Origin of the sequence: Rhizobium leguminosarum, from assembly GCF_019798305.1 — a bacterium.
Taxonomy (GTDB): Bacteria; Pseudomonadota; Alphaproteobacteria; order Rhizobiales; family Rhizobiaceae; genus Rhizobium; species Rhizobium leguminosarum_U.
This window is the reverse complement of sequence record NZ_JAAXDD010000007.1, coordinates 192,938-213,896: the sequence shown is the minus strand read 5'-3', so window position 1 is coordinate 213,896 and position 20,959 is coordinate 192,938. Positions and strand designations below refer to the sequence as shown.

General features: G+C 61.6%; 20 protein-coding genes and 1 pseudogene. 16 read left to right on the top strand and 5 right to left on the bottom strand.

Annotation, left to right across the window (positions count from 1 at the left end; all coding sequences use genetic code 11):
* Window positions 1-29 precede the first annotated feature (29 nt).
* The 3 genes from HFO99_RS14570 to HFO99_RS14560 are packed head-to-tail and all read left to right on the top strand — an operon-like array spanning window position 30 to window position 1,404.
* A complete protein-coding gene (locus HFO99_RS14570) occupies window positions 30-449 on the top strand; it encodes a tautomerase family protein (RefSeq protein ID WP_222361928.1) in 420 nt (139 codons plus the stop codon).
* Entirely contained in the window at window positions 446-850 is a 405-nt protein-coding gene (locus tag HFO99_RS14565; RefSeq protein ID WP_222361926.1) for a cupin domain-containing protein, read from the top strand. The genes HFO99_RS14570 and HFO99_RS14565 overlap by 4 nt, the downstream gene beginning before the upstream one ends.
* Window positions 847-1,404, top strand: a complete 558-nt coding sequence (locus HFO99_RS14560) for a DUF4865 family protein (RefSeq protein WP_222361923.1) — start codon at window positions 847-849, stop codon at window positions 1,402-1,404. The genes HFO99_RS14565 and HFO99_RS14560 overlap by 4 nt, the downstream gene beginning before the upstream one ends.
* Before the next feature lie 2 nt (window positions 1,405-1,406).
* Here HFO99_RS14560 and HFO99_RS14555 read toward each other — a convergent pair whose 3' ends face one another.
* The 3 genes from HFO99_RS14555 to HFO99_RS14545 form a co-directional block, all read right to left on the bottom strand.
* Window positions 1,407-2,042 carry a LysE family translocator gene (locus tag HFO99_RS14555; RefSeq protein ID WP_222361921.1) on the bottom strand — a complete coding sequence of 212 codons (636 nt, stop codon included), beginning with the start codon at window positions 2,040-2,042 and terminating at the stop codon, window positions 1,407-1,409.
* A gap of 125 nt (window positions 2,043-2,167) precedes the next feature.
* Complete coding sequence (pyk, locus tag HFO99_RS14550) at window positions 2,168-3,607, bottom strand: pyruvate kinase (protein WP_222361919.1); 1,440 nt, start codon at window positions 3,605-3,607, stop codon at window positions 2,168-2,170.
* Complete coding sequence (locus HFO99_RS14545; RefSeq protein WP_017967841.1) at window positions 3,607-4,092, bottom strand: DUF1036 domain-containing protein; 486 nt, start codon at window positions 4,090-4,092, stop codon at window positions 3,607-3,609. Before HFO99_RS14545 ends, pyk begins: the two co-directional genes overlap by 1 nt.
* A 201-nt stretch (window positions 4,093-4,293) precedes the next feature.
* On the opposite strand from HFO99_RS14545, the gene HFO99_RS14540 reads away from it, so the two are divergent.
* From HFO99_RS14540 to HFO99_RS14530, 3 genes are all read left to right on the top strand, one after another.
* Window positions 4,294-5,082 carry an N-formylglutamate amidohydrolase gene (locus HFO99_RS14540; RefSeq protein WP_222362082.1) on the top strand — a complete coding sequence of 263 codons (789 nt, stop codon included), beginning with the start codon at window positions 4,294-4,296 and terminating at the stop codon, window positions 5,080-5,082.
* Between the two features lie 32 nt (window positions 5,083-5,114).
* Window positions 5,115-5,420 (top strand): DUF1244 domain-containing protein, encoded by a 306-nt coding sequence (locus tag HFO99_RS14535; RefSeq protein WP_164578625.1) that lies wholly within the window; start codon window positions 5,115-5,117, stop codon window positions 5,418-5,420.
* 91 nt (window positions 5,421-5,511) lie between these two features.
* On the top strand, window positions 5,512-5,775 hold the full coding sequence (locus HFO99_RS14530; RefSeq protein ID WP_007631616.1) for a DUF2312 domain-containing protein: 264 nt from the start codon (window positions 5,512-5,514) through the stop codon (window positions 5,773-5,775).
* Between the two features lie 163 nt (window positions 5,776-5,938).
* Here HFO99_RS14530 and HFO99_RS14525 read toward each other — a convergent pair whose 3' ends face one another.
* Together HFO99_RS14525 and HFO99_RS14520 are read right to left on the bottom strand one after the other, a co-directional pair.
* Window positions 5,939-7,780, bottom strand: coding sequence for a DUF882 domain-containing protein (locus HFO99_RS14525; protein WP_222361917.1), 1,842 nt, complete (start codon window positions 7,778-7,780; stop codon window positions 5,939-5,941).
* 178 nt (window positions 7,781-7,958) lie between these two features.
* A complete protein-coding gene (locus HFO99_RS14520; RefSeq protein ID WP_222361915.1) occupies window positions 7,959-9,503 on the bottom strand; it encodes a sigma-54-dependent transcriptional regulator in 1,545 nt (514 codons plus the stop codon).
* Window positions 9,504-9,814: 311 nt separating this feature from the next.
* Between HFO99_RS14520 and HFO99_RS14515 the strand changes: the two genes are divergently transcribed.
* The 10 genes and pseudogenes from HFO99_RS14515 (at window position 9,815) to HFO99_RS14470 (ending at window position 20,959) form a co-directional block, all read left to right on the top strand.
* Window positions 9,815-11,671 carry a M3 family oligoendopeptidase gene (locus tag HFO99_RS14515; protein ID WP_222334172.1) on the top strand — a complete coding sequence of 619 codons (1,857 nt, stop codon included), beginning with the start codon at window positions 9,815-9,817 and terminating at the stop codon, window positions 11,669-11,671.
* Window positions 11,672-11,764: 93 nt separating this feature from the next.
* The gene (locus HFO99_RS14510; RefSeq protein ID WP_222361913.1) at window positions 11,765-12,925 is read left to right on the top strand and encodes an aminodeoxychorismate synthase component I; all 1,161 of its coding nucleotides are present in this window, start codon (window positions 11,765-11,767) and stop codon (window positions 12,923-12,925) included.
* Window positions 12,922-13,551 carry an aminotransferase class IV family protein gene (locus HFO99_RS14505; RefSeq protein ID WP_222361911.1) on the top strand — a complete coding sequence of 210 codons (630 nt, stop codon included), beginning with the start codon at window positions 12,922-12,924 and terminating at the stop codon, window positions 13,549-13,551. The genes HFO99_RS14510 and HFO99_RS14505 overlap by 4 nt, the downstream gene beginning before the upstream one ends.
* A gap of 2 nt (window positions 13,552-13,553) precedes the next feature.
* Entirely contained in the window at window positions 13,554-13,838 is a 285-nt protein-coding gene (locus tag HFO99_RS14500) for a YciI family protein (RefSeq protein ID WP_222361909.1), read from the top strand.
* A 238-nt stretch (window positions 13,839-14,076) separates the two neighbouring features.
* A complete protein-coding gene (locus tag HFO99_RS14495) occupies window positions 14,077-15,528 on the top strand; it encodes a homospermidine synthase (protein WP_222361907.1) in 1,452 nt (483 codons plus the stop codon).
* 171 nt (window positions 15,529-15,699) lie between these two features.
* On the top strand, window positions 15,700-16,068 hold the full coding sequence (gene omp10, locus HFO99_RS14490) for an outer membrane lipoprotein Omp10 (RefSeq protein ID WP_222361905.1): 369 nt from the start codon (window positions 15,700-15,702) through the stop codon (window positions 16,066-16,068).
* 24 nt (window positions 16,069-16,092) lie between these two features.
* A pseudogene (locus tag HFO99_RS14485) lies at window positions 16,093-16,414 on the top strand (hypothetical protein).
* Between the two features lie 175 nt (window positions 16,415-16,589).
* Entirely contained in the window at window positions 16,590-18,578 is a 1,989-nt protein-coding gene (locus HFO99_RS14480; protein ID WP_222361903.1) for a bifunctional metallophosphatase/5'-nucleotidase, read from the top strand.
* Window positions 18,579-18,699: 121 nt separating this feature from the next.
* Window positions 18,700-19,734 carry a ferrochelatase gene (gene hemH / locus HFO99_RS14475; protein WP_222334166.1) on the top strand — a complete coding sequence of 345 codons (1,035 nt, stop codon included), beginning with the start codon at window positions 18,700-18,702 and terminating at the stop codon, window positions 19,732-19,734.
* 184 nt (window positions 19,735-19,918) lie between these two features.
* A complete protein-coding gene (locus HFO99_RS14470) occupies window positions 19,919-20,959 on the top strand; it encodes an SPFH domain-containing protein (RefSeq protein ID WP_011653489.1) in 1,041 nt (346 codons plus the stop codon).

The following is a 20,959-nucleotide window of genomic DNA, read 5'->3' as shown; positions in this document are numbered from 1 at the left end:
GACGGACGGCCTGAACCATGGAGATCCCGATGCCCTTCGTTCGCATTTCCCTTCGCAAAGGCAAGTCGGCGGACTACGTCGCGGCGCTGGCCGACAACATCCAGCGCGCCCTGGTCGAGACCTTCGACGTGCCCGAAAACGACCGCTTCCAGACCATTCACCAGCACGACGAGAACGAGCTGATCTTCGACCGCAGCTATCTAGCCGGCCCGCGCTCCGACGATTTCGTCTATATCTCGATCACGATCGGCAGGCCTCGCACCGGCGTGATGAAGGCAGCACTCTATCGGCGGCTCGCCGAACTCCTGGCGCAATCGCCGGGCCTTCGGCCCGAGGACGTGATGATCGTCATCAGCACCAGCGCACCGGAAGACTGGTCTTTCGGTAATGGCATTGCCCAGATGACCGACCCAGACTGGCGGCTTCGTCTGGCTGGAGCCCGGCAATGAGTGCTTCGAACCCGACGACCATGACCATCAGGCGCCCCGGCAAGGCGGTCCGCTCGCCGGAGGGCGTCGCAACTGCGCCTTTCTGGGTCGAGATGCTGCTCGAAGGCAGCGCCGATGGCGAGAACACCGCAATGCGCGCCACGCTCGATCCCGGCACCATCACCCGCTGGCACACGCATCCCAGAGGCCAGCTACTTTATGTACTTTCGGGCCATGGGCTGGCGCAAAACGAGGGCGGCCCGGTTGAAACATTGCGCGCCGGCGATGCCGCCTGGTTTGCGCCCGGCGAGCGTCACTGGCATGGAGCGGCCGATGACAGCCCCTTCAGCTATATCAGCGTGCAGCCGACCGAAAACGGCAGCATCGTCGAATGGCTGCAACCGGTGGAGGCACAGTCATGATCACCATGCAGTACAGCTTCACCCTGCCTGCCGATTACGACATGTCGATTATCGACCGCCGCATCCGCGACAAGGGTCCACTGCTCGACGGCTTTCCCAATCTCGGCTTCAAAGCCTATCTCAGCGCACGCAAGGGAGAGTTCGGCAGCCACGACAATCTCTATGCGCCCTTCTATCTCTGGCAGACGCCGCAAGGGGCAAGCGACTTCCTCTGCGGCCCGGGCTTCGAAACGCTGACCGACGCCTTCGGCTGGCCGCAGGTGAGAACCTGGATCGTCTGGCGGTCGGAAGTCTCATCCGACATCGCCGCAGCCAGGTTCGCCACACACGATATTCTGCAAACAGAGGCCTACACGCCGCTCGCCGACATTCGCCGCGCCGAAAGCGCGGCCGCCGAAGCAGACCTGGCGACAGGCGGCGCACTCGCCTCCGTTTCCGGCTTCGAACCGACGAGCTGGACGCGGGTACGCTTCAGGTTATGGCGAGAGATTCCCGAGATCGGCGAGCACACCCAGGCCTACCGCGTCGGCCACCTATCCCTGCCTCAACCCTGAACTCAGACGGTTGCCCGGCGATAGAAGGCCAGCGAGCCGGCGAGCGCCAGCAGCGCCCCACCGCAGGCTCGCTCCAGCCACATGGCGCCTGAGGTTTTCAGGAGACGCACCGCCTGCGAGCCGAAGAAGGCGTAGCCGAACATGATGAGGAAATCGAGCGCGGCAAAGACAAGGGCGAGTAGCACGTATTGCGTCGCCTGCGGCAGGATCGGGTCGATGAACTGGGGCAGGAAAGCCGAGAAGAACAGATAACCCTTCGGATTGGTCGCCGCGACCATGAAGCTCTTCAGCCCGATCGAGAAGGGCGATGTCACTCCCGCAGGCGCGCCGGACTTCAACGCCGCATCGATCGTGCCCTTCGAGCGCAGCAGCATGATACCGAGAAAAGCGAGATAGGCGGCACCCGCCCATTTCAGCATCGAGAACCAGAATTCCGATGCGGCGAGCAGCGCACCGAGCCCGATCGCCACAGCGCCGATCAGCACGAAATCGGACAGCACCGCGCCGATCATGCCGGCTATTGCCCGGCGCAGACCGTGCCGCGACCCGTTGGTCAGCGCCAGCAGCACCGTCGGCCCCGGCGTCGCGATGCCGACGAAGGAAACGGCTGCAAAAGCCAGAAGCGTGACGATATCCATGATGATCCCTCCGAACTCATGAATCGAAACTTGCACGCTCGACGATCCTTGGCAATAACTCGCCTTATCAACGAAAAAGCGCGCCGCCTCTTCAGGCAGCGGGCTTTCGAAAGCATGCGATCGGATCAGATGCCGCTCTGGCCGTCGGAACCGATATAGGCGATGCGGATCATGTTGGTGGCGCCGGGCGTGCCGAGCGGCACGCCGGCCGAGATGATGATGCGGTCGCCCGGCTTGCCGAAACCCTCGTCCGCGACGATACGGCAGGCGCGGTTGACCATGTCGTCGAGATCGGTCGCGTCATGGGTGACGACGCAATGCAGGCCCCAGACGACGGCAAGACGGCGTGCCGTCTTGATGATCGGCGATAGTGCCAGGATCGGCACTTGCGGACGCTCGCGCGAGGCGCGAAGGCCCGTTGTGCCCGACGAAGTGTAACAGACGATCGCCGACAGCTTCAGCGTTTCGGCGATCTGACGGGCGGCCAGCGAGATCGCATCGGCACCGGTCGCTTCCGGTTGGGCACGCTGGGCATAGATGATGCCGGGATAATGCGGCTCGCGCTCGATGGCGGTGGCAATCGACGCCATCGTCGTGACAGCTTCGACGGGATAGTCGCCCGAGGCCGACTCGGCCGAGAGCATGACGGCATCCGCACCTTCGAAAACGGCGGTCGCGACGTCGGAAACTTCGGCGCGCGTCGGAACCGGCGCGGAGATCATCGATTCCAGCATCTGCGTGGCAACAACCACCGGCTTGCCCGAGCGGCGGCAGGCGCGGATCAGCTGCTTCTGGATGCCGGGAACCGATTCGAGCGGCATTTCGACGCCGAGATCACCGCGGGCGACCATCAATGCGTCTGACAGTTCGATGATTTCCTCGATGCGCTCGAGAGCCTGCGGCTTTTCGATCTTCGACATCAGGCCGACGCGGCCGCGGGCGATCTTGCGCACTTCGGCGAGGTCGTCGGGACGCTGGACGAAGGAAAGCGCCACCCAGTCGACATCGTCGGTGGCGAGCACGGCATCGAGGTCGGCACGGTCCTTGTCCGTCAGCGCGCCGACGCCGAGCAACGTATCGGGAAGGCTGACGCCCTTGCGGTCGGAGATGCGCGTGCCCGAAATAACAGTGGTGACGATGCTCTTGCCGTCGCATTTTTCTGCGCGCAGGGCGAGCTTGCCGTCATCGATCAGCAGGCGGTGGCCAGGCTGCACCGACTCCAGGATCTCGGGGTGCGGCAGATAGACGCGGCTCTGATCGCCGAGCGCTTCGTTGTTGTCGAGCGTGAACGTCTGGCCGGGCCTCAGATCCACCTTGCCGTCGATGAACTTGCCGACACGCAGTTTCGGTCCCTGCAGGTCGGCGAGAATGCCGATCGGCCGGCCGGAGCGCGCTTCGACCGAGCGGATGCGCTGGATCAGCGTACGCATCATGTCGTGGCTCGCATGGCTCATATTGATGCGGAAGACATCGGCACCGGCCTGGTGGAGCTTCTCGATCATCGATTCCTCGGAGGAGGCTGGCCCGAGGGTGGCGAGGATTTTAATTTTGCGATTACGCTTCATCAATTCTGGCTTTCTTGCGTCCCTGGGGTGTCGGAGAGTTGAACCATCCAGCTACCCTGGCGGCCCGTATCATATTCCTTGAATCCCATCTTCTGGTAACCGCGGGCATAACAATCCTGCACACCCGTGATCTTGAATTCGTTTTCCGCCACGCACATCTGCACGTCACCCGTCCATCGTCCACCCCGGGCGGCGTCCTCTGCATAGAGGTAGTAATATCGCGACTGTAATTCTCCCTCGATCAGCGTGGCGCAGGTCGTTGCCGGCACCTGCCACCAGCCCTCCGTCACCCAGCCATCCTTGGCCCGGTATCCGATCGCGACGCCGACGAGATTCTGTGTTCCGTTGCAGACGCGAAAATCGGCGCGCGCGGCATCTGCGATGAAAAACGGCATGGCGGCTGCAAGAGCGAACAGAGCGAGACGGACCAGCGGCCCGGACCGCGTGAGGAAACTTGGCGCGGCTTGGATCAACACGGCTCCCAAATAGCTCCACGGTTATTCGTATCCGTGTCTTCTTGCGCCGCCGTCAAGCGAAAGTCAACGCAATGCTAATCGATTATATTTCCTTTCATAACCACCTGTCGAGGGTCCGGCTCAGCCTCTCCCCGCCTGCCGCGCTTGAACCTGCCGCAGGCACATGCGATCACTGCGCCCGACGGCGCAATGGCGAACGGCATTTCCTTCATGGACGACTTCCAATCCTTCGAAATCCTACCCGGCAAACGTGACAAAGGCATGGTGATCCTCGCAGATCACGCGATGAACCGCCTTCCCGCGCGATATGGCCGGCTCGGACTGCCCGACGCGGCCTTCGCTCGACATATCGCCTATGACATCGGCATCGAGGGCCTGACGCGGCAGCTTTCGGCAAGGCTCAGCGTTCCCGCCGTGCTCGGCGGCTTCTCGCGACTGCTGATCGATCCGAACCGCGGCGAAGACGATCCGACGCTGATCATGAAGATCTCCGATGGCGCCGTCATATCAGGCAATCATCCGATCACGCCGCAGGAATGGGACTACCGCATCGAATCCTTCCATCGCCCCTATCACCATGCCGTGGCCACAACGATCGACAGCGTGGCGAATGCCACCGGCAGGGCACCGCTGGTGCTGTCGCTGCACTCCTTCACGTCGGCCTGGAAAGGCATCCCCCGTCCCTGGCACGCCGCCGTCCTCTGGGACAGCGACCATCGTGCTGTCGGCCCGCTGCTTGACATGCTGCGCGCCGATCCCGATCTCGCCGTCGGCGACAACGAACCCTATGACGGCGCGCTGAAGGGCGATACCATGTACCGCCATTGCATGATCACCGGCATTCCGCATGCGCTGCTCGAAGTGCGCCAGGATCTGATCGGAGACGAGACCGGCATATCGGCATGGGCCGAACGCCTGGCGCCGATCTTTGCGGCGATGAATGCCGATCCCGCCTTGCACGAATACGACGTTCACCTGTCGCGCACCGGCCCCTATTGAACGAAGGCCCCACTTTAACGAAAGGAAGCGAGATGACCGCGCTCAGCAAGGAACAACAGACCGAATTCGAGGCCGCCGCCTTTCGCCGCCTCATCGCACATCTTCGCGAACGCAGCGACGTTCAGAACATCGATCTGATGAATCTGGCCGGCTTCTGCCGCAACTGCCTGTCAAACTGGTATCGCGAAGCCGCCGAGGCCGAAGGCGTCGCGGTGACCAGGGACGAATCGCGCGAAATGGTCTATGGCATGCCCTATGAGGACTGGAAGAATCTTCATCAGAACGAGGCTTCACCTGTGCAAAAAGCTGCTTTTGAACTGAACAACCCGCACAAATAGCTTGGCTGGCCGCGAACAGGCTTGACCGTGACGTCGCTTCGCGGCAGTCACTGGCATCCAAAATCGATCACCGAAAAATCAGGAGAACACGATGTCTGATGCTCATGGCGTCGCCCGCGATCAGCTTCGCGCTTTCATCGAGCGCATTGAACGGCTGGAAGAAGAAAAGAAGACCATCGCCGACGACATCAAGGACGTCTATGGCGAAGCCAAGGGTACGGGCTTCGATACCAAGATCCTGAAGAAGGTCGTGGCGTTGCGCAAGAAGGACGAGCAGGAGCGCATGGAAGAGGAAGCAATCCTCGACACCTACCTGCTCGCGCTCGGCATGATCGAGTCGCCGCCGGAAGGCTGATCCGCATAGCATCGCTGATATGTCGACAAGCCGCCGGACCGCCCGGCGGCTTTTCTTTTGCGGAGAACGCGCCGGGTTAAACAGTGACATTACCCCGTCGAAGCGGCCAAAGAAAAACAGCCGGATCGCTCCGGCGGTATTCGATATTCCGTAATCGGCAGGCTCAGTTCGTGTTGAACTTGCGCACTTCCATGAAATTCACAGCCGTACCGCTGAAGCGGGCCGGGTCGACCGAAGCGGTCTTGACGTTGAAGCCCTCGGCATAGACGGCGGTCGGCTGGGCGCGCATCGCCTGGCTGACGAACCGCGGCGCCTTGACCTGCTTGGAGGCCATTTCCAGGCGGGCATTGGTGAGCGCCCATTGCGAGATCATCTTTTCCGTCAGCTTCGGCTCGGTGCGCACCGTCGTGCGGCTGGCACCCGCTGCGGCGGCTTCCTTCTGCGTCGGGCGACCACCCTTGGCAGGAAGACCCTGCGCCACGGCGCTTTCGGCGGCCGGTTCGTCGAAACTATCGCCAAAGCTTGCCGATTTGGTCATCGGCGCCAATGCAGCGAGTTCGAGCGGCGGCTTTGTGGCAGGCGCCTTTTGCGTCATCGCGGCGTTGATCGCCTGCTCGACCGTCTGCGGCGGCGCCTTCGACGCGATCTGGCTTTCCCCATCGTTCCGCTGCTGGTCGAGTGCGTCGGCCACGGCAGGAGACAGCGCGTCCTGATCGGCTTCGTCGGCTTCTGCCTCCGGATCGGCCTCGGCCGCAGCAAGAAGGTTCTCGGCAACGGCAGGGCGTTCGACCGGCGTCGGAACCGGCAGCCCATTTGCGCCCGTCAGCATCGGATCGGTCGACGCGACCTCGGCGTCACCAGGCGCACGGCGCTGGCCGAGAAGCGAGGGAACCGGAATGCTGTAGGCGCTGAGGTCGGCGAACTGCTGCGGCTGGGCCTGATCGACCGGAAGGGCCGTAAGAGCCTGCTGTGCGGCATTACCCGAAGGCGGCGCTACGAGCGCGCTCGCGACTTCGCTGCCGGCGGGCTGGTTGCTGAACGCAGGGCGAACCTGCGGCACCGGCGCGTTCACATCGGCGACTTCGGTCTGCTGCGGCTCGACAGGAGCAGGCTCGGCCTTCGGCGGCGTCGCCTTGGCAACGGCAACAGGCGTCGAATCGTCCGTCTCGTCTTCCTGCTCGTCGGCCCCGCCGCCAAAGAGCGCGGCAAACAGCGTCTTGTGCTTCGGCGCCGATTCGGAAGCGCTGGCGATCTGGATCTGCGTGCCGCTGACGCGGCGCTTATAGTCGGCCATCGCCTGCTGGTAGCCCGGCAGTGGCTTGCCGTCGGCCGGAATATGGATGGTATTGCCGTTGGGGAAGAGCCGAACCAGCTCGTCTCGGCTCATGCGCGGCCAGGCGCGAACGCCGCCGACATCCATGTGAACGAAGGGCGAGCCCGACTTCGGATAGAAGCCGACGCCGCCGACCTGCATCTTCATGCCGATGCCGCGCAGCGTCGCCAGCTTGACGTCGGGAATGAAGAAGTCCATCGCCTTGCCGAGCATATGCTGGCTCTTTTCGGCGACGCCGGAATTGCGCGAGCGGCCACGCAGCATCTCGTTGGTTCCCGGCGAACGGAAACCGCAGACGACGTTGATGTAGTCCCTCGAACCGCTCTGGCGATAAACTTCCCAGATCAGGTCGAACAGCCGCGGGTCCATTTTCGTCGGCTGATTCTTGCGCCAGTCGCGCAGGAAGCGATTCAGCTGCTCCAGGCCCTTGGGGTCGAACTTGCCATTGCGCTTGTAGGTGATAACGGCTTTTTCGCCGGTATGAATGAAATAGAGCTTGAGGCTGCGGGTGTCGCCCGCTGCCTGCGAAGGCGTACTAACGAATACCGGTGAGGAAACCGCGAGCGCAAGAAGGGCGGCCGCTACCGTCCTTATTGCCTTTCCGCAGATGTCGGCGCACAACAAGCGCCAGCTCAAGCGCGAAGGCTTGGAATTCCCATTCAGATTCGGCAACTCGATCCCCGTCAGACAGACAATGTCCCGTACTGCCTCAGATGACTGTCAAATGCGGTCACACGATGGCAAAAATGCCACACATGATCAACCTTTTCTTTACATAGTGAACGCGCCACTAACAAGTGGTTTATGACTAGTAACAAAACGTGGTTGCCTTAATCTTAACGAAAAGCGCTTAGGCCGCATCTTTCTGGGGATTGTCAGGGTCTATGCCGTAATCCTTGAGTTTGCGATAAAGTGTGGACCGGCCGATACCGAGCTTGCGCGCGACTTGACTCATCTGCCCGCGATAGAATTTGAGCGCGAATCGGATGAGCTCCTCCTCGACATCGGCAAGCCTGCGCACGTCTCCGGCAGGATTGACGCTGGCAATCGCATTTTCCGAAACCTCGGACAGGCGGTGATGCACCTCTCCCGACATCGACGCCCTGAAGTCCTCGCCATAGCTATCGTCGGGATCGAGGCCGGTATTGTCGGCAACGAGGGCCAGGTGATCCACCACATCGTATTCCGGAAGCTGGGCGGCGATCTGCGGGAAATCTGCCTCGGTCAGTTCCGGCCCTTCGGCCAGAACGACCGCACGGAAGATGGCGTTTTCAAGCTGGCGGATATTGCCCGGCCAGTCATAAGCGGTCAGCAACGCCAGCGCGCCGGCATTCACCGTCATGCGGCGACCACTCTTCTGCTCGCTGGAGAAGCGCTCAGCAAAGACGCGCACCAGATTGGGAATGTCTTCCTTGCGTTTGCGCAGCGCCGGAATGGTGATCGGGAAGACATTGAGGCGATAATAGAGATCCTCGCGGAAATGGCCGTTCTTGACCTCCTCGATCAGATCCTTATTGGTCGCCGAGATCAGTCGGACATTGACCTTGTGCGCGGTGCGCGCACCGACGGTCTCGATCTCGCCCTGCTGCACGGCACGCAAGAGCTTTACCTGCACTTCGAGCGGCAGATCGCCGATCTCGTCGAGGAAGATGGTGCCGCCATCGGCTTCCATGAATTTGCCGATGTGGCGCTCGGTCGCGCCGGTAAACGCACCCTTCTCGTGACCGAAGAGAATGCTCTCGACCAGATTATGCGGGATCGCCCCGCAATTGACGGTGACGAAAGGCTTGTTCGAGCGGTCGCCTCCGGATTGGATGGCGCGCGCCACCAGCTCCTTGCCGACGCCGGATTCGCCTTCGAGCACGACGGGAATGTTGGACTGAGCCGCCCGCTGGGCGAGATCGATGACGCGGAGCATCGCCGGGCTTGCCGAGACGATATCGTCGAAGCCTACCGAGCCTGAGCGCGACCGCCGTCCGGCTCGCGCCTTGACTTCGCGCTGGTCGAGCTTCATCGCGTTCGAGATCGAAGTGGCGATGCGTTCGGGCGAGACCGGCTTGACGACGAAATCGAAGGCGCCGGCGCGCATTGCCTGCACCACCGTTTCAATGCCCCCCTGCCCCGTCTGCACAATGACGGGGATCTGCGTGCCCAATTCGTGAAGCGCATCGAGGAATTCGAGGCCGGTCATCTCCGGCATCATCAGGTCGAGTACGATGACGTTGAAAAGGCCGCTGTCGCGTTTGACCATTTCCAGGCCGATGCGGCCGTTTTCCGCCTGGTGCACGACATGGCCGTGACGCTCGATTGCGTTCTTGAGCAGACGGCGCTGCACGGGGTCGTCTTCGACCACGAGGATTTGCCCTGCTCCCTTGAGCTCATTGTAACCGGTCATTGTCGCCTCACTTCATGCGAAACCATAAAGCGCACTCTGACAGGAAGGCTTGAACATCCAGTTTTGAGAAACAATTGCATTTTAACGATTGGAACGGGTCATTTTCGTGCCGAAGCGATGCCCTTCATGCGCCGAAAACCCCTTGATCCGAGGCCTTCGCACGCTTACAGCGCCGCGCGTCTTTTCAGACGCGCAAAGGACGCTGTAACACTTTCAATCCTCGCATCGTGCTTTCCGAAAATCGATTCCGATTTTCGGGCCGATGCGGTAGACAATCAGACCTGTTATGAAAGTGGAGAGGAATTGCGCCCATGAAAATCAAGCTCCCGCACGCCGGCCTTCTTTTATCTCCAGCAGTGCCAGCTGGGGCCGCCGACCCGGCGCTCGGCGATCTGCCGGTCTGGAAGCTGCAGGATCTTTATCCCTCCGCTACCTCCACCGCCTTTGTCGCCGACATGGAAAAGGCCGGCAAGGCCGCAATCGCCTTTGAAGAAAGGTGGAAGGGCAAACTCACGGAGGCGGCAGCGAAGACCGGCGCTGAGGGCATCGGCGCGGCGCTGAAGGAATATGAGGCGCTGGACGACATCATCGGCCGCCTCGGCTCCTTTGCCGGCCTCACCTATTTCTCCGACACCACCAACCCGACCAACGGCAAGCTCTACGGCGACGTGCAGGCCAAGATCACCGAATTTTCCGGCCATCTCCTGTTCTTTGCGCTGGAACTGAACCGCATCGACGACACGGTGATCGACGCCTGCATGGTGAATGATCCCGCCGCCGGACGCTATCGCCCTTGGCTGCTCGACCTCAGGAAGGATAAACCCTACCAGCTCGACGACAGGCTGGAACAGCTCTTCCTCGAGAAGTCGATGACATCGGCGGCCGCCTTCAACCGCCTCTTCGACGAAACCATGGCGGAACTTCGCTACGACATTGAGGGCGAGAAAGTGCCGCTCGAAGTGGCGCTGAACAGGCTGCAGGAAAAAGATCCTGAAGTGCGCCGCAAGGCAGCCACGGCGCTCGCTGAAACCTTCAAGGCGAATATCCGCACCTTCACGCTGATCACCAACACGCTTGCCAAGGACAAGGAGATCGCCGACCGCTGGCGCGGCTTCGAGGACATCGCCGACAGCCGCCACCTGGCAAACCGTGTCGAGCGCGAGGTCGTCGACGCGCTGGCCGCGGCCGTCCGCGAAGCCTATCCCCGCCTTTCGCATCGCTATTACAAGATGAAGGCGAAATGGCTCGGCATGGAGCAGATGAATTTCTGGGACCGCAACGCGCCCCTTCCGGAAACCTCCAGCGCCATCATCTCCTGGCCGGAGGCGAAGGATACGGTGCTGTCGGCCTATGGCAATTTTGCCCCTGAGATGGCCGATATCGCCAGGCGCTTCTTCGACGAACAGTGGATAGATGCCCCGGTTCGTCCCGGCAAGGCGCCAGGCGCCTTCGCCCATCCGACGGTTCCCTCGGCCCATCCCTATGTGCTCGTCAATTACATGGGCAAGCCGCGCGATGTGATGACGCTTGCCCATGAACTCGGGCACGGTGTGCATCAGGTTCTCGCCGGCGCGCAAGGGGCGCTGATGTGCCAGACTCCACTGACGCTTGCCGAAACTGCTTCCGTCTTCGGCGAGATGCTGACCTTCCGCGCGCTTCTGCAAAAGACCACCGATACGCGCGAGCGTAAGGCGATGCTCGCCCAGAAGGTCGAGGACATGATCAACACGGTCGTGCGCCAAATCGCCTTTTACGAATTCGAGCGCAAGCTCCACACCGCCCGCAAATCAGGAGAACTCACGGCTGACGACATCGGCGAACTCTGGCTCTCCGTCCAGTCGGAAAGCCTCGGGCCGGCGATCAGCATTTCAGAGGGATACGAGACCTACTGGGCCTATATCCCCCACTTCATCCATTCACCCTTCTATGTCTACGCCTATGCCTTCGGCGATTGCCTGGTAAATTCGCTCTATGCCGTCTACCAGAAAGCCGAGAAAGGCTTCCAGGAGAAGTATTTCGAACTGCTGAGGGCCGGCGGCACCAAGCATCATTCGGAACTCCTGAAGCCTTTCGGTCTCGACGCCACCGACCCGTCGTTCTGGAGCCAGGGCCTGTCGATGATCGAGAGGCTGATCGACGAACTGGAAGCGTTGGACCGAGCGGCCTGATCAGCCCTGTCCCCACGCCAAACCTCTTCCCGCAAGCGGGAAGAGGCGCCGGCAGGCGGACGAGGGATCGCGCTCCAAGAAAAGACGCCGCCGATGGCCGAAACCCAACCCACTATTCTCTTCCGCGACGACGTGACCGGACAGGTGATGCTTTTCGCCGAGCCGACAGAGATCATCGTTGCCAGGACGCGCGCCGAGTTCTTTGCAGGCCTTGCCCGGATGGAGCAGGCCAAGGCCGCAGGCAAATGGCTTGCCGGCTACATGGCCTATGAGGCCGGATACCTCTTCGAGGAAAAGCTCGCTCCCTTCGCCGGGGAACATCGCGACACCCCGCTCATCTGTTTCGGCGTCTTCGACGCTCCGCAGCCGGATACGCATCCGCTTGCCCAGCCAAAACAGCGCCTCGAAAACGAGGAATTCCTCACCGCTCCGAAAGCCGCCTGGGATTTCCCAAAATATAAGGAGCGCTTCGACCGCCTCCACAAGCACCTGCGGCTCGGCGACGTCTATCAGGCGAACCTCACCATGCCGATCGAGGCCCGCTGGAACGGTGATCCACGTGCCGCCTTCTGGTCGCTGATCGAACGCCAGCCGGTCAAATACGGCGCGCTGGTCGATCTTGGCGGCCCGGTCATCCTTTCGCGGTCGCCCGAACTTTTCTTCCGCACCGATGAACAGGGCTGGATCGAGACCCATCCGATGAAGGGCACGGCAAAACGCGGCACGACTGCCGCCGAGGATGCCGAGATCATCGAGGCGATGCGCAGCGATATCAAGACGCAGGCGGAAAACCGCATGATCGTCGATCTCCTGCGCAACGATATCTCCCGCATCACCGAGGTCGGCACGCTCGACGTCCCGAAGCTCTTCGACATCGAGACCTATCCGACCGTCCACCAGATGGTGAGCCATGTCCAGGCAAGGCTCCGCCCCGATCTTTCGATCCGCGACATCTTCTCCGCGCTCTTCCCCTGCGGTTCGATCACCGGCGCGCCGAAGATGCGGGCAATGGAAATCCTCCATGCGCTCGAGGATGTCCCGCGCGACGCCTATTGCGGCGCGATCGGCATGATCTCGCCCACCGGCGCTATGCGTTTTTCCGTCGCCATCCGCACCATCACGCTTATTAAGGGCGGCAGGGCCGTCTTCAATGTCGGCGGCGGCATTGTCTTCGATTCGACCGCCGAGGCCGAATATGAGGAATGCCTGCTCAAGGCCCGCTTCGCTGTCGGCGACCAATGGATTGCGCGATGATCGATTTTTCGCTGATCGAGACGCTGCGGTGGCAGCCTGGTGAGAGCTTCATCCGGCTGCGGCTGCATCTCGCCCGGCTTTCCCGCTCCGCCCGTCGCCTTGGCTTCCCGCAACCGATCGCGGCGGCGGCCAAGCTCGACGAAGCCGTTGCAGGTGCTGCCGGTCCGCTGCGCATCCGCCTGACTCTCGATGCGCAGGGCCGTATCGAGGTGACGAGCGTCCCTTTCGTGCCCCTGGCGCCCGATACTACCTGGATCGCCCGCCTCGCCGAAACCCGTCTGAATTCCGCCGACAGGCTGCTGCGCTTCAAGACCACGCGCCGTGCGGTCTATGAGGCCGCACGGGCCGAATACAGGCCTGATCAGGCCGATGAAGTCATCCTTTTGAACGAACGCGATGAAGTCTGCGAGGGCACCATCACCTCGATCTTTCTGGACGATGGAACCGGCATTCTGCGCACCCCGCCCATCTCCTGCGGCCTGCTTGCCGGCGTGCTGCGCACCGAGCTCATCTGCCGGCGCCAGGCCCGTGTCGGCCGCATCACACTTGCCGATCTCGATGCCGGCGCGCTTTATATCGGCAACTCGCTGCGCGGCCTGATCCGCGCAATCCTCATCAGGAACTGACTATGTTCATTCTCTCGCTCACCTATGTGAAATCCAACGACGAAGCCAACAAGCACATGGAGCCTCATATGGCCTGGGTGAAGGAGGGTTATGCTAAGGGCTGGTTTCTGGCTTCCGGCCGTAAGGTGCCGCGCACCGGCGGCGTCATCCTCGCAATCGGCGATCGCGCCGCAATCGAGGCCTATGTCGCCGCCGATCCCATCACCCTCCATGGCGTTGCCGAATACGAAATCACCGAGCTTGCCGTCACGACGGCGGTCGAAGGACTGGAAATCCTGAAGGGCTGAATTTAGAGGAGCCGATCATGGATGATCTCTTCTGAAAGAGCTCGAATCCACGCGGGCTGCCGGTCCCCAGGACAGCTTCGCCGGCCTCTATCGCCGCTCGATATCTGGCCTTTCCCCGTCAACGCTCTTTATTGTGACGCCGTTTTATGATTAGAGCCGGTCACCTCGCACTTTCTGCGGCAATTTCAGATTAATTCTTCGGGCTGAACGCCTTCGTCGCCTTCCACAGGAGAAAAGAATGACGGAACAAAACTATCCAGTATATGCCGAAATTACCGGTCCGATCGTGATGATCGGCTTTGGCTCCATCGGTCGCGGCACCCTGCCCCTGATCGAGCGCCATTTCAAATTCGACAAGAGCCGGATGGTCGTCATCGATCCGCGGGAAGAACCCTCCAACATAGAGATCCTGAAGAAGCACGGCGTTCGCCACATCAAGGAATATGTCACCAAGGACAACTACAAGGAACTGCTGAAGCCGCTGCTGACGGAAGGCGAAGGCCAGGGCTTCTGCGTCAACCTGTCGGTCGACACCTCCTCGCTCGACATCATCAAGCTCTGCCGCAAACTCGATGTTCCCTATATCGACACCGTCGTCGAACCCTGGCTCGGCTTCTATTTCGACAAGAGCATGAGCAATGCCGACCGCACCAACTATGCGCTGCGCGAAACCATGCGCAAGGAAAAGGCGAAGAACCCTGGCGGCGCTACCGCCGTCTCCACCTGCGGCGCCAATCCGGGCATGGTCTCCTGGTTGGTCAAGCAGGCGCTCGTCAACCTCGCCAACGATACCGGCTTCAAATTCGACGAACCGGACCAGCACGATCGCGAAGGCTGGGCAAAGCTCATGAAGAAGCTCGGCGTCAAGGGCGTCCACATCGCCGAGCGCGACACCCAGCGCACAAAGCATCCGAAGCCGCTCAACGTCTTCTGGAACACCTGGTCCGTCGAAGGCTTCATCTCCGAAGGCTTGCAGCCGGCGGAACTCGGCTGGGGCACGCATGAAGAATGGATGCCGAAGAACGCCAAGAAGCACAAGAAAGGCAACAAGGCGGCGATCTACCTGGAGCAGCCGGGCGCCAACACCCGCGTGCGCACCTGGTGCCCGACGCCCGGCCCGCAATACGGCTTCCTCGTCACCCACAACGAGTCGATCTCGATCGCCGATTTCTTCACCGTTCGCGACAAGGACGGCGAAGTGACCTTCCGCCCGACCTGCCACTATGCTTACCATCCGGCCAACGACGCCGTGCTCTCGCTGCATGAAATGTTCGGCAATGGCGGCACCTCGCAGCCAGTCCATCACGTTCTCGACGAGGACGAGCTGGAGGACGGCATCGACGAACTCGGCGTCCTGCTCTACGGCCACGAGAAGAATGCCTATTGGTATGGCTCGCGCCTGTCGCTGGAAGAAACCCGCCGTATCGCGCCCTATCAGAACGCCACCGGCCTGCAGGTCACATCAGCCGTCCTCGCCGGCATGGTCTGGGCGCTGGAAAACCCGAACGCCGGAATCGTCGAAGCCGACGAGATCGATTACAAGCGCTGCCTCGAAGTGCAAATGCCCTATCTCGGCCCGGTCGAGGGCCACTACACCGACTGGACCCCACTCGACGGCCGTCCGGGCCTCTTCCCCGAGGATATCGACACCAAGGATCCGTGGCAGTTCAGGAACATTCTGGTTCGCTGAGAACGCCTGCACGGCTTTGACAATGCCCGCCGCAAGGCGGGCATTTTTGTAACGCCGGCTGTCTAAATGCCGCTCGCCGCCCTTCCAAGGCTTGCCTTCATACCGGGCGCGCGCCATGTTTTGCCCGAACTTGGCGGCTGTCCGCCGCGCCGATTCGCCGGGAGAAGCCTTATGAACATCAGAACTGGTCTCGTTCTTGTCGGTGCAGCGGCCGCTCTCGCCGCCTGCGTTTCATCAGAGCCGCGTCGCCTGCCGATTGCAACCGCGCCCGCCGCCACTGGTGTCGAAGGCAACTGGAGCGATCCGAACGGCATCGTCTCGACCTTCCAGGGCGGTAGTTTCACCACCCGCACGACCGACAGCAACCAGCTTCTTGCCTCGGGCACCTATATCAATACCTCACCGACCCTGGTGGAGATCAACATGACCTCGCTGGTGCGCAAGACCCAGTCCAAGGTCAATTGCGCCCTCGTCAACCCGAGCCAGCTCAATTGCACCTCCGATTCCGGCGCACAGTTCACGCTTTCCCGCCGCGGCTGAAAGATGCGGCGATAGGCTAACAGCATGCGGGCCGTCGCCTCTTACCTCGTCCGGCTGCTCGCATTGCCGTTTGCGACGCTTGCGATCGTTTCGCCGGCCAACGAATATCGTGCCCAAGGCATCGCCGATCCCGATTGCGACGAACCGCTGCAGGTATTGATGTCAGCCGTGCCGGCAGTCCTGATCCATGATGTAGGCGCGCTCCTTGCCTATCGGGCCGGCCGGCGCTTTCATCGCCTCGCTTCCCCTTCTCTGCTTGATCATCGCGCTCGCGACGGTCCCGAATATCGCAGAGGCAATGCACGAACTCTACCGAAACGCCGCCGACGGCGAATGCCGGGGATAAGCAGCCCCGCTTTTTTGTCCCGCCCCCTTGGAAAGCGTCCCGCCTGGCCCAGCTTTCTCTTGCGGTCGCACATCGTCTGATGGAACATCCGCAGGCCGGGAAACCGCCCCGGCGCACGATGAAAGGGATCGGCGAGGGATAAGGGGGATCTTTCGCCTCAATCAGGAGAACAGGGATGACGAAGTCTTTCAGCTTCGGTCTTTTGACCGCGTCCATGCTGGCGCTGAGCACGGGCGCCGCCTTTGCAGATTACGAACTCAATATTCTTCATATCAATGATTTCCACTCGCGCATCGAATCGATCAACAAGTTCGACTCCACCTGCTCGGCCGAAGAGGAAGGCAAGAAGGAATGCTTCGGGGGTGCCGCCCGCCTGAAGACCGCGATCGATCAGCGCCGCCAGGCGCTATCCGGCAAGAACGTCCTCCTCTTGAATGCCGGCGACAACTTTCAGGGCTCGCTCTTCTACACGACCTACAAGGGAGCAGCCGAAGCCGAGTTCCTGAACCTGATGAAGTTCGACGCCATGACCGTCGGCAATCATGAATTCGACGATAGCGAGGACGGACTTGCGACCTTCCTCGACAAGGTGCAGTTCCCTGTCGTGACGGCGAATGTCAAGGCGACAGCCGCCTCCAAGCTCGGCGACCGCATCAAGCCCTCGCTGGTGCTCGATGTCGCCGGCCAGAAGATCGGTATCGTCGGTGCCGTCACCAATGACACGCCAGAGCTTTCTTCCCCCGGCCCGAACGTCACGATCGTCGATGACGTCCAGAGCATTACCGCCGCCGTTCAGGATCTGAAGGGCCAGGGCGTCAACAAGGTCATCGCACTGACCCATGTCGGTTACCCCCGCGATCTCGCCCTGATCGCCAAGATCCCGGATGTCGATGTCGTCGTCGGCGGCCATTCCCATAGCCTGCTCTCCAACACCGACCCCAAGGCCGAAGGCCCCTATCCGACCATGGTCGACAATCCCGGCGGCTATAAAGTGCCGGTCGTCCAGGCTGCCTCCTACAGCAAGTATCTCGGCGATCTCGTCGTCAATTTCGACGATAGCGGCGTCGTGAAGGATGCCAAGGGCGATCCGATCCTGATCGATTCGACCTTCACGCCTGATCCTGCTGTCCTTGCCCGTGTCGCCGAACTGGCAAAGCCGATCGAAGAACTGCGCAAGAAGGTGATCGGCTCCTCCGAAAGCCCGATCGAAGGCGACCGCAAGGTCTGCCGCGTCAAGGAGTGCTCGATGGGCAACCTGGTGGCCGACGCCATGCTCGATCGCACCAGGAACCAGGGTGTCACCATCGCCGTCCAGAACGGCGGCGGCCTGCGTGCTTCGATCGACGGCGGCGAGGTCACCCAGGGCGAGGTCATCACCGTCCTGCCTTTCCAGAACACGCTCGCTACATTTGAGACGACTGGCGCAGATGTCGTCAAAGCACTCGAAAATGGTGTCAGCCAGATCGACCAGGGCGCCGGGCGCTTTCCGCAGGTCGCCGGCCTGAAGTTCTCCTTCGACCAGTCGAAGCCTGTCGGCAGCCGCGTCGGCGATGTCCAGGTGAAGGAAGGCGACAATTTCGCTCCGATCGATCCCGCCAAGACCTACAAAGTCGCCACCAACAACTTCATGCGGGCCGGCGGCGATGGTTATTCGATCTTTAAAGAAGGCAAGAATGCCTATGATTACGGTCCGGACCTTGCTGACGTGACCGCCGAATATGTCGCCGCGCATTCGCCCTACAAGCCCTACACGGATGGCCGCGTCACCGAACTGGCGCAGGCAACGCCTGCTCCGGCTCCCTCTGCCGAACCCAGTCCTGCACCGGCTGCTCCGGCCCCCTCTGCCGAACCCGCGCCCGCTGCCCCGGCCCCAGCAGCACCGGCTCCCGCGCCGGCGGCACCTGCAGAACCGACTCCTGCACCCGCGGCACCGGCGCCAGCGGCACCCGCACCCGCTGCGGAAACGGCACCGGCACCGGCAGCCCCCACACCTGCCGCGACGACGCCTTCCACCCACGTCATCGCCGCGGGCGACACCTTCTGGGATCTCGCCGTGACCTTTTATGGCGACGGCACGCTGTGGCGGAAGCTTTCGGATGCCAATGGCAAGCCGAACCCGCGTCACTTGACGGTCGGCACGGAGATCGAGGTCCCCGCCAAGTAAGACGATTTGTCCCGATGCCACTGGCCGGTCCGGGGTTTCCCGGGTCGGTTTTTCTTTCTATAGGGTGAACGACCTCGAGGCTGCGCATGAGCCGACGGGACAAAAGAGTGTTGGGGCCAGAATGACAGCAGATATTTCACTCCGCCCAGCGGACCATCCGGCCGTCAAGTCAGGCAAGGTCGGTGTCCTGCTGGTCAATCTCGGCACGCCTGACGGCACCGACTATACCTCGATGCGCCGCTATCTCAGGGAATTCCTGACCGATCGCCGCGTCATCGAATGGTCGCCCTGGAAGTGGTATCCGATCCTGTTCGGCATCGTGCTCAACACCCGCCCGCAGAAGGTCGGCAAGGCCTATGAGCTGATCTGGAACAAGGAGAGGAACGAAAGTTATCTGCGCACCTATACCCGCAACCAGTCGGAGTTGATGGCCGAGCGCTTGAAGGATCTTGATAACGTCAAGGTCGACTGGGCCATGCGCTACGGCACGCCGTCGATCGCCTCGCGCATCGACGCGCTGAAAGAAGAGGGCTGCGACCGCATCGTGCTCTTCCCGCTCTATCCGCAATATGCGGCGGCGACGACCGCCACCGTCAACGACAAGGCCTTCCAGAAGCTGCTCTCGATGCGCTGGCAGCCGGCGCTGCGCACCGTTCCCGCCTATCATGACGATGAGACCTATATCGAGGCGCTCGCCACGTCCGTCGAGAGGCGTCTTTCGACCCTCGACTGGAAGCCCGAGATGCTGCTCGCCTCTTTCCACGGCATTCCGATGTCCTATTTCAAGCAAGGCGATCCCTACTACTGCCAATGCCAGAAGACCGGCCGGCTGCTGCGCGAGCGGCTCGGGCTCACCAAGGAAAACTTCATGGTCACCTTCCAGTCCCGCTTCGGGCCGGAGGAATGGCTGCAGCCCTATACCGACAAGACGGTGGAGAAACTCGCCAAGGACGGCGTCAAGCGCATCGCCGTCATCAATCCCGGCTTCGTCTCCGACTGTCTGGAAACGCTAGAGGAGATTGCCGAACAGGCCGCCCATTCCTTTCACGAGAATGGCGGCGAGAAGTTCGCGCATATCCCCTGCCTCAACGACGGCGAGGAGGGCATGAACGTGCTGGAAAAGGTCGTCCGCCGTGAGTTGCAGGGCTGGGTCTGAGAAATCGTCTTCAGAAAGCAGCATCGGACGAGGAACTGAAAACAGCCCAGTGACTTAGCCGAAACGGGACCTCCTTTTCGCTTGGAGGCTAGCCGGTTGTGCCATCATTTCTTCCTCGCAAAGAACGTGCTAACTCACCACATGAGTTGGGCGGGCGCGCATGCGCCGATAGGAGGAATTTTTCATGCTGTTCGGCGGCTTCGACATCGTCGTGATCGTGCTGGTCATCTTCGTCATCCTGGTGCTCTTTGCCGGGATCAAGACCGTCCCGCAGGGCTACCGCTATACGATCGAGCGCTTCGGGCGTTATACCCGCACGCTGGAGCCAGGCCTCAACCTCATTACCCCCTTCATCGAGCGCGTCGGCGCCAAGTTGAACGTGATGGAGCAAGTGCTGAACGTGCCGACGCAGGAGGTGATCACCAAGGACAACGCCTCCGTTTCGGCCGATGCCGTCTCCTTCTATCAGGTGCTGAACGCCGCGCAGGCTGCCTATCAGGTCTCGAACCTCGAAAACGCCATCCTCAATCTGACCATGACCAACATCCGCTCGGTCATGGGTTCGATGGATCTCGACGAACTGCTCTCCAACCGCGATGCGATCAACGACCGGCTGCTGCGCGTCGTCGACGAGGCCGTGCATCCCTGGGGCATCAAGGTCACCCGCGTCGAGATCAAGGACATCCAGCCGCCGCGCGATCTCGTCGATGCGATGGCTCGCCAGATGAAGGCCGAGCGCGAAAAGCGCGCCCAGGTGCTGGAGGCCGAGGGCTCGCGCAATGCGCAGATCCTCAGAGCCGAAGGCGCCAAGCAATCCGCCATCCTGCAGGCCGAAGGCCAGCGCGAAGCCGCCTTCCGCAACGCTGAAGCCCGCGAACGTCTGGCCGAGGCCGAAGCCAAGGCGACGAAGATGGTCTCTGAAGCGATTGCCGCCGGCGACATCCAGGCCATCAATTATTTCGTCGCCCAGAAATATACCGAGGCGCTCACCTCGATCGGTTCGGCGCCCAATTCCAAGATCGTGATGATGCCGATGGAAGCCTCTTCCATCCTGAGCTCGCTCGGTGGCATCGGCGCCATTGCCCGCGAAGTCTTCGGCGATGCCGGCAACAGCCCGTCAACGCCGCTGCCCGTGCCGCCGCGTCCACGTCCCGCACCGGCGCGCTCGACACCGCCGATCAATCCGTCGACCCCCAATCCTTTCAACCCCGAGCAGGAGCGATAA

Coding starts and splice junctions, on each gene's coding strand:
- pyk (WP_222361919.1), bottom strand. CDS start 3,607: ATGAAGCGTAATCGCAAAATTAAAATCCTCGCCACCCTCGGGCCAGCC.
- HFO99_RS14560 (WP_222361923.1), top strand. CDS start 847: ATGATCACCATGCAGTACAGCTTCACCCTGCCTGCCGATTACGACATG.
- HFO99_RS14570 (WP_222361928.1), top strand. CDS start 30: ATGCCCTTCGTTCGCATTTCCCTTCGCAAAGGCAAGTCGGCGGACTAC.
- HFO99_RS14500 (WP_222361909.1), top strand. CDS start 13,554: ATGTTCATTCTCTCGCTCACCTATGTGAAATCCAACGACGAAGCCAAC.
- HFO99_RS14540 (WP_222362082.1), top strand. CDS start 4,294: ATGGACGACTTCCAATCCTTCGAAATCCTACCCGGCAAACGTGACAAA.
- HFO99_RS14505 (WP_222361911.1), top strand. CDS start 12,922: ATGATCGATTTTTCGCTGATCGAGACGCTGCGGTGGCAGCCTGGTGAG.
- HFO99_RS14495 (WP_222361907.1), top strand. CDS start 14,077: ATGACGGAACAAAACTATCCAGTATATGCCGAAATTACCGGTCCGATC.
- HFO99_RS14530 (WP_007631616.1), top strand. CDS start 5,512: ATGTCTGATGCTCATGGCGTCGCCCGCGATCAGCTTCGCGCTTTCATC.
- HFO99_RS14510 (WP_222361913.1), top strand. CDS start 11,765: ATGGCCGAAACCCAACCCACTATTCTCTTCCGCGACGACGTGACCGGA.
- HFO99_RS14565 (WP_222361926.1), top strand. CDS start 446: ATGAGTGCTTCGAACCCGACGACCATGACCATCAGGCGCCCCGGCAAG.
- hemH (WP_222334166.1), top strand. CDS start 18,700: ATGACAGCAGATATTTCACTCCGCCCAGCGGACCATCCGGCCGTCAAG.
- HFO99_RS14520 (WP_222361915.1), bottom strand. CDS start 9,503: ATGACCGGTTACAATGAGCTCAAGGGAGCAGGGCAAATCCTCGTGGTC.
- HFO99_RS14470 (WP_011653489.1), top strand. CDS start 19,919: ATGCTGTTCGGCGGCTTCGACATCGTCGTGATCGTGCTGGTCATCTTC.
- HFO99_RS14480 (WP_222361903.1), top strand. CDS start 16,590: ATGACGAAGTCTTTCAGCTTCGGTCTTTTGACCGCGTCCATGCTGGCG.
- HFO99_RS14515 (WP_222334172.1), top strand. CDS start 9,815: ATGAAAATCAAGCTCCCGCACGCCGGCCTTCTTTTATCTCCAGCAGTG.
- HFO99_RS14535 (WP_164578625.1), top strand. CDS start 5,115: ATGACCGCGCTCAGCAAGGAACAACAGACCGAATTCGAGGCCGCCGCC.
- HFO99_RS14555 (WP_222361921.1), bottom strand. CDS start 2,042: ATGGATATCGTCACGCTTCTGGCTTTTGCAGCCGTTTCCTTCGTCGGC.
- omp10 (WP_222361905.1), top strand. CDS start 15,700: ATGAACATCAGAACTGGTCTCGTTCTTGTCGGTGCAGCGGCCGCTCTC.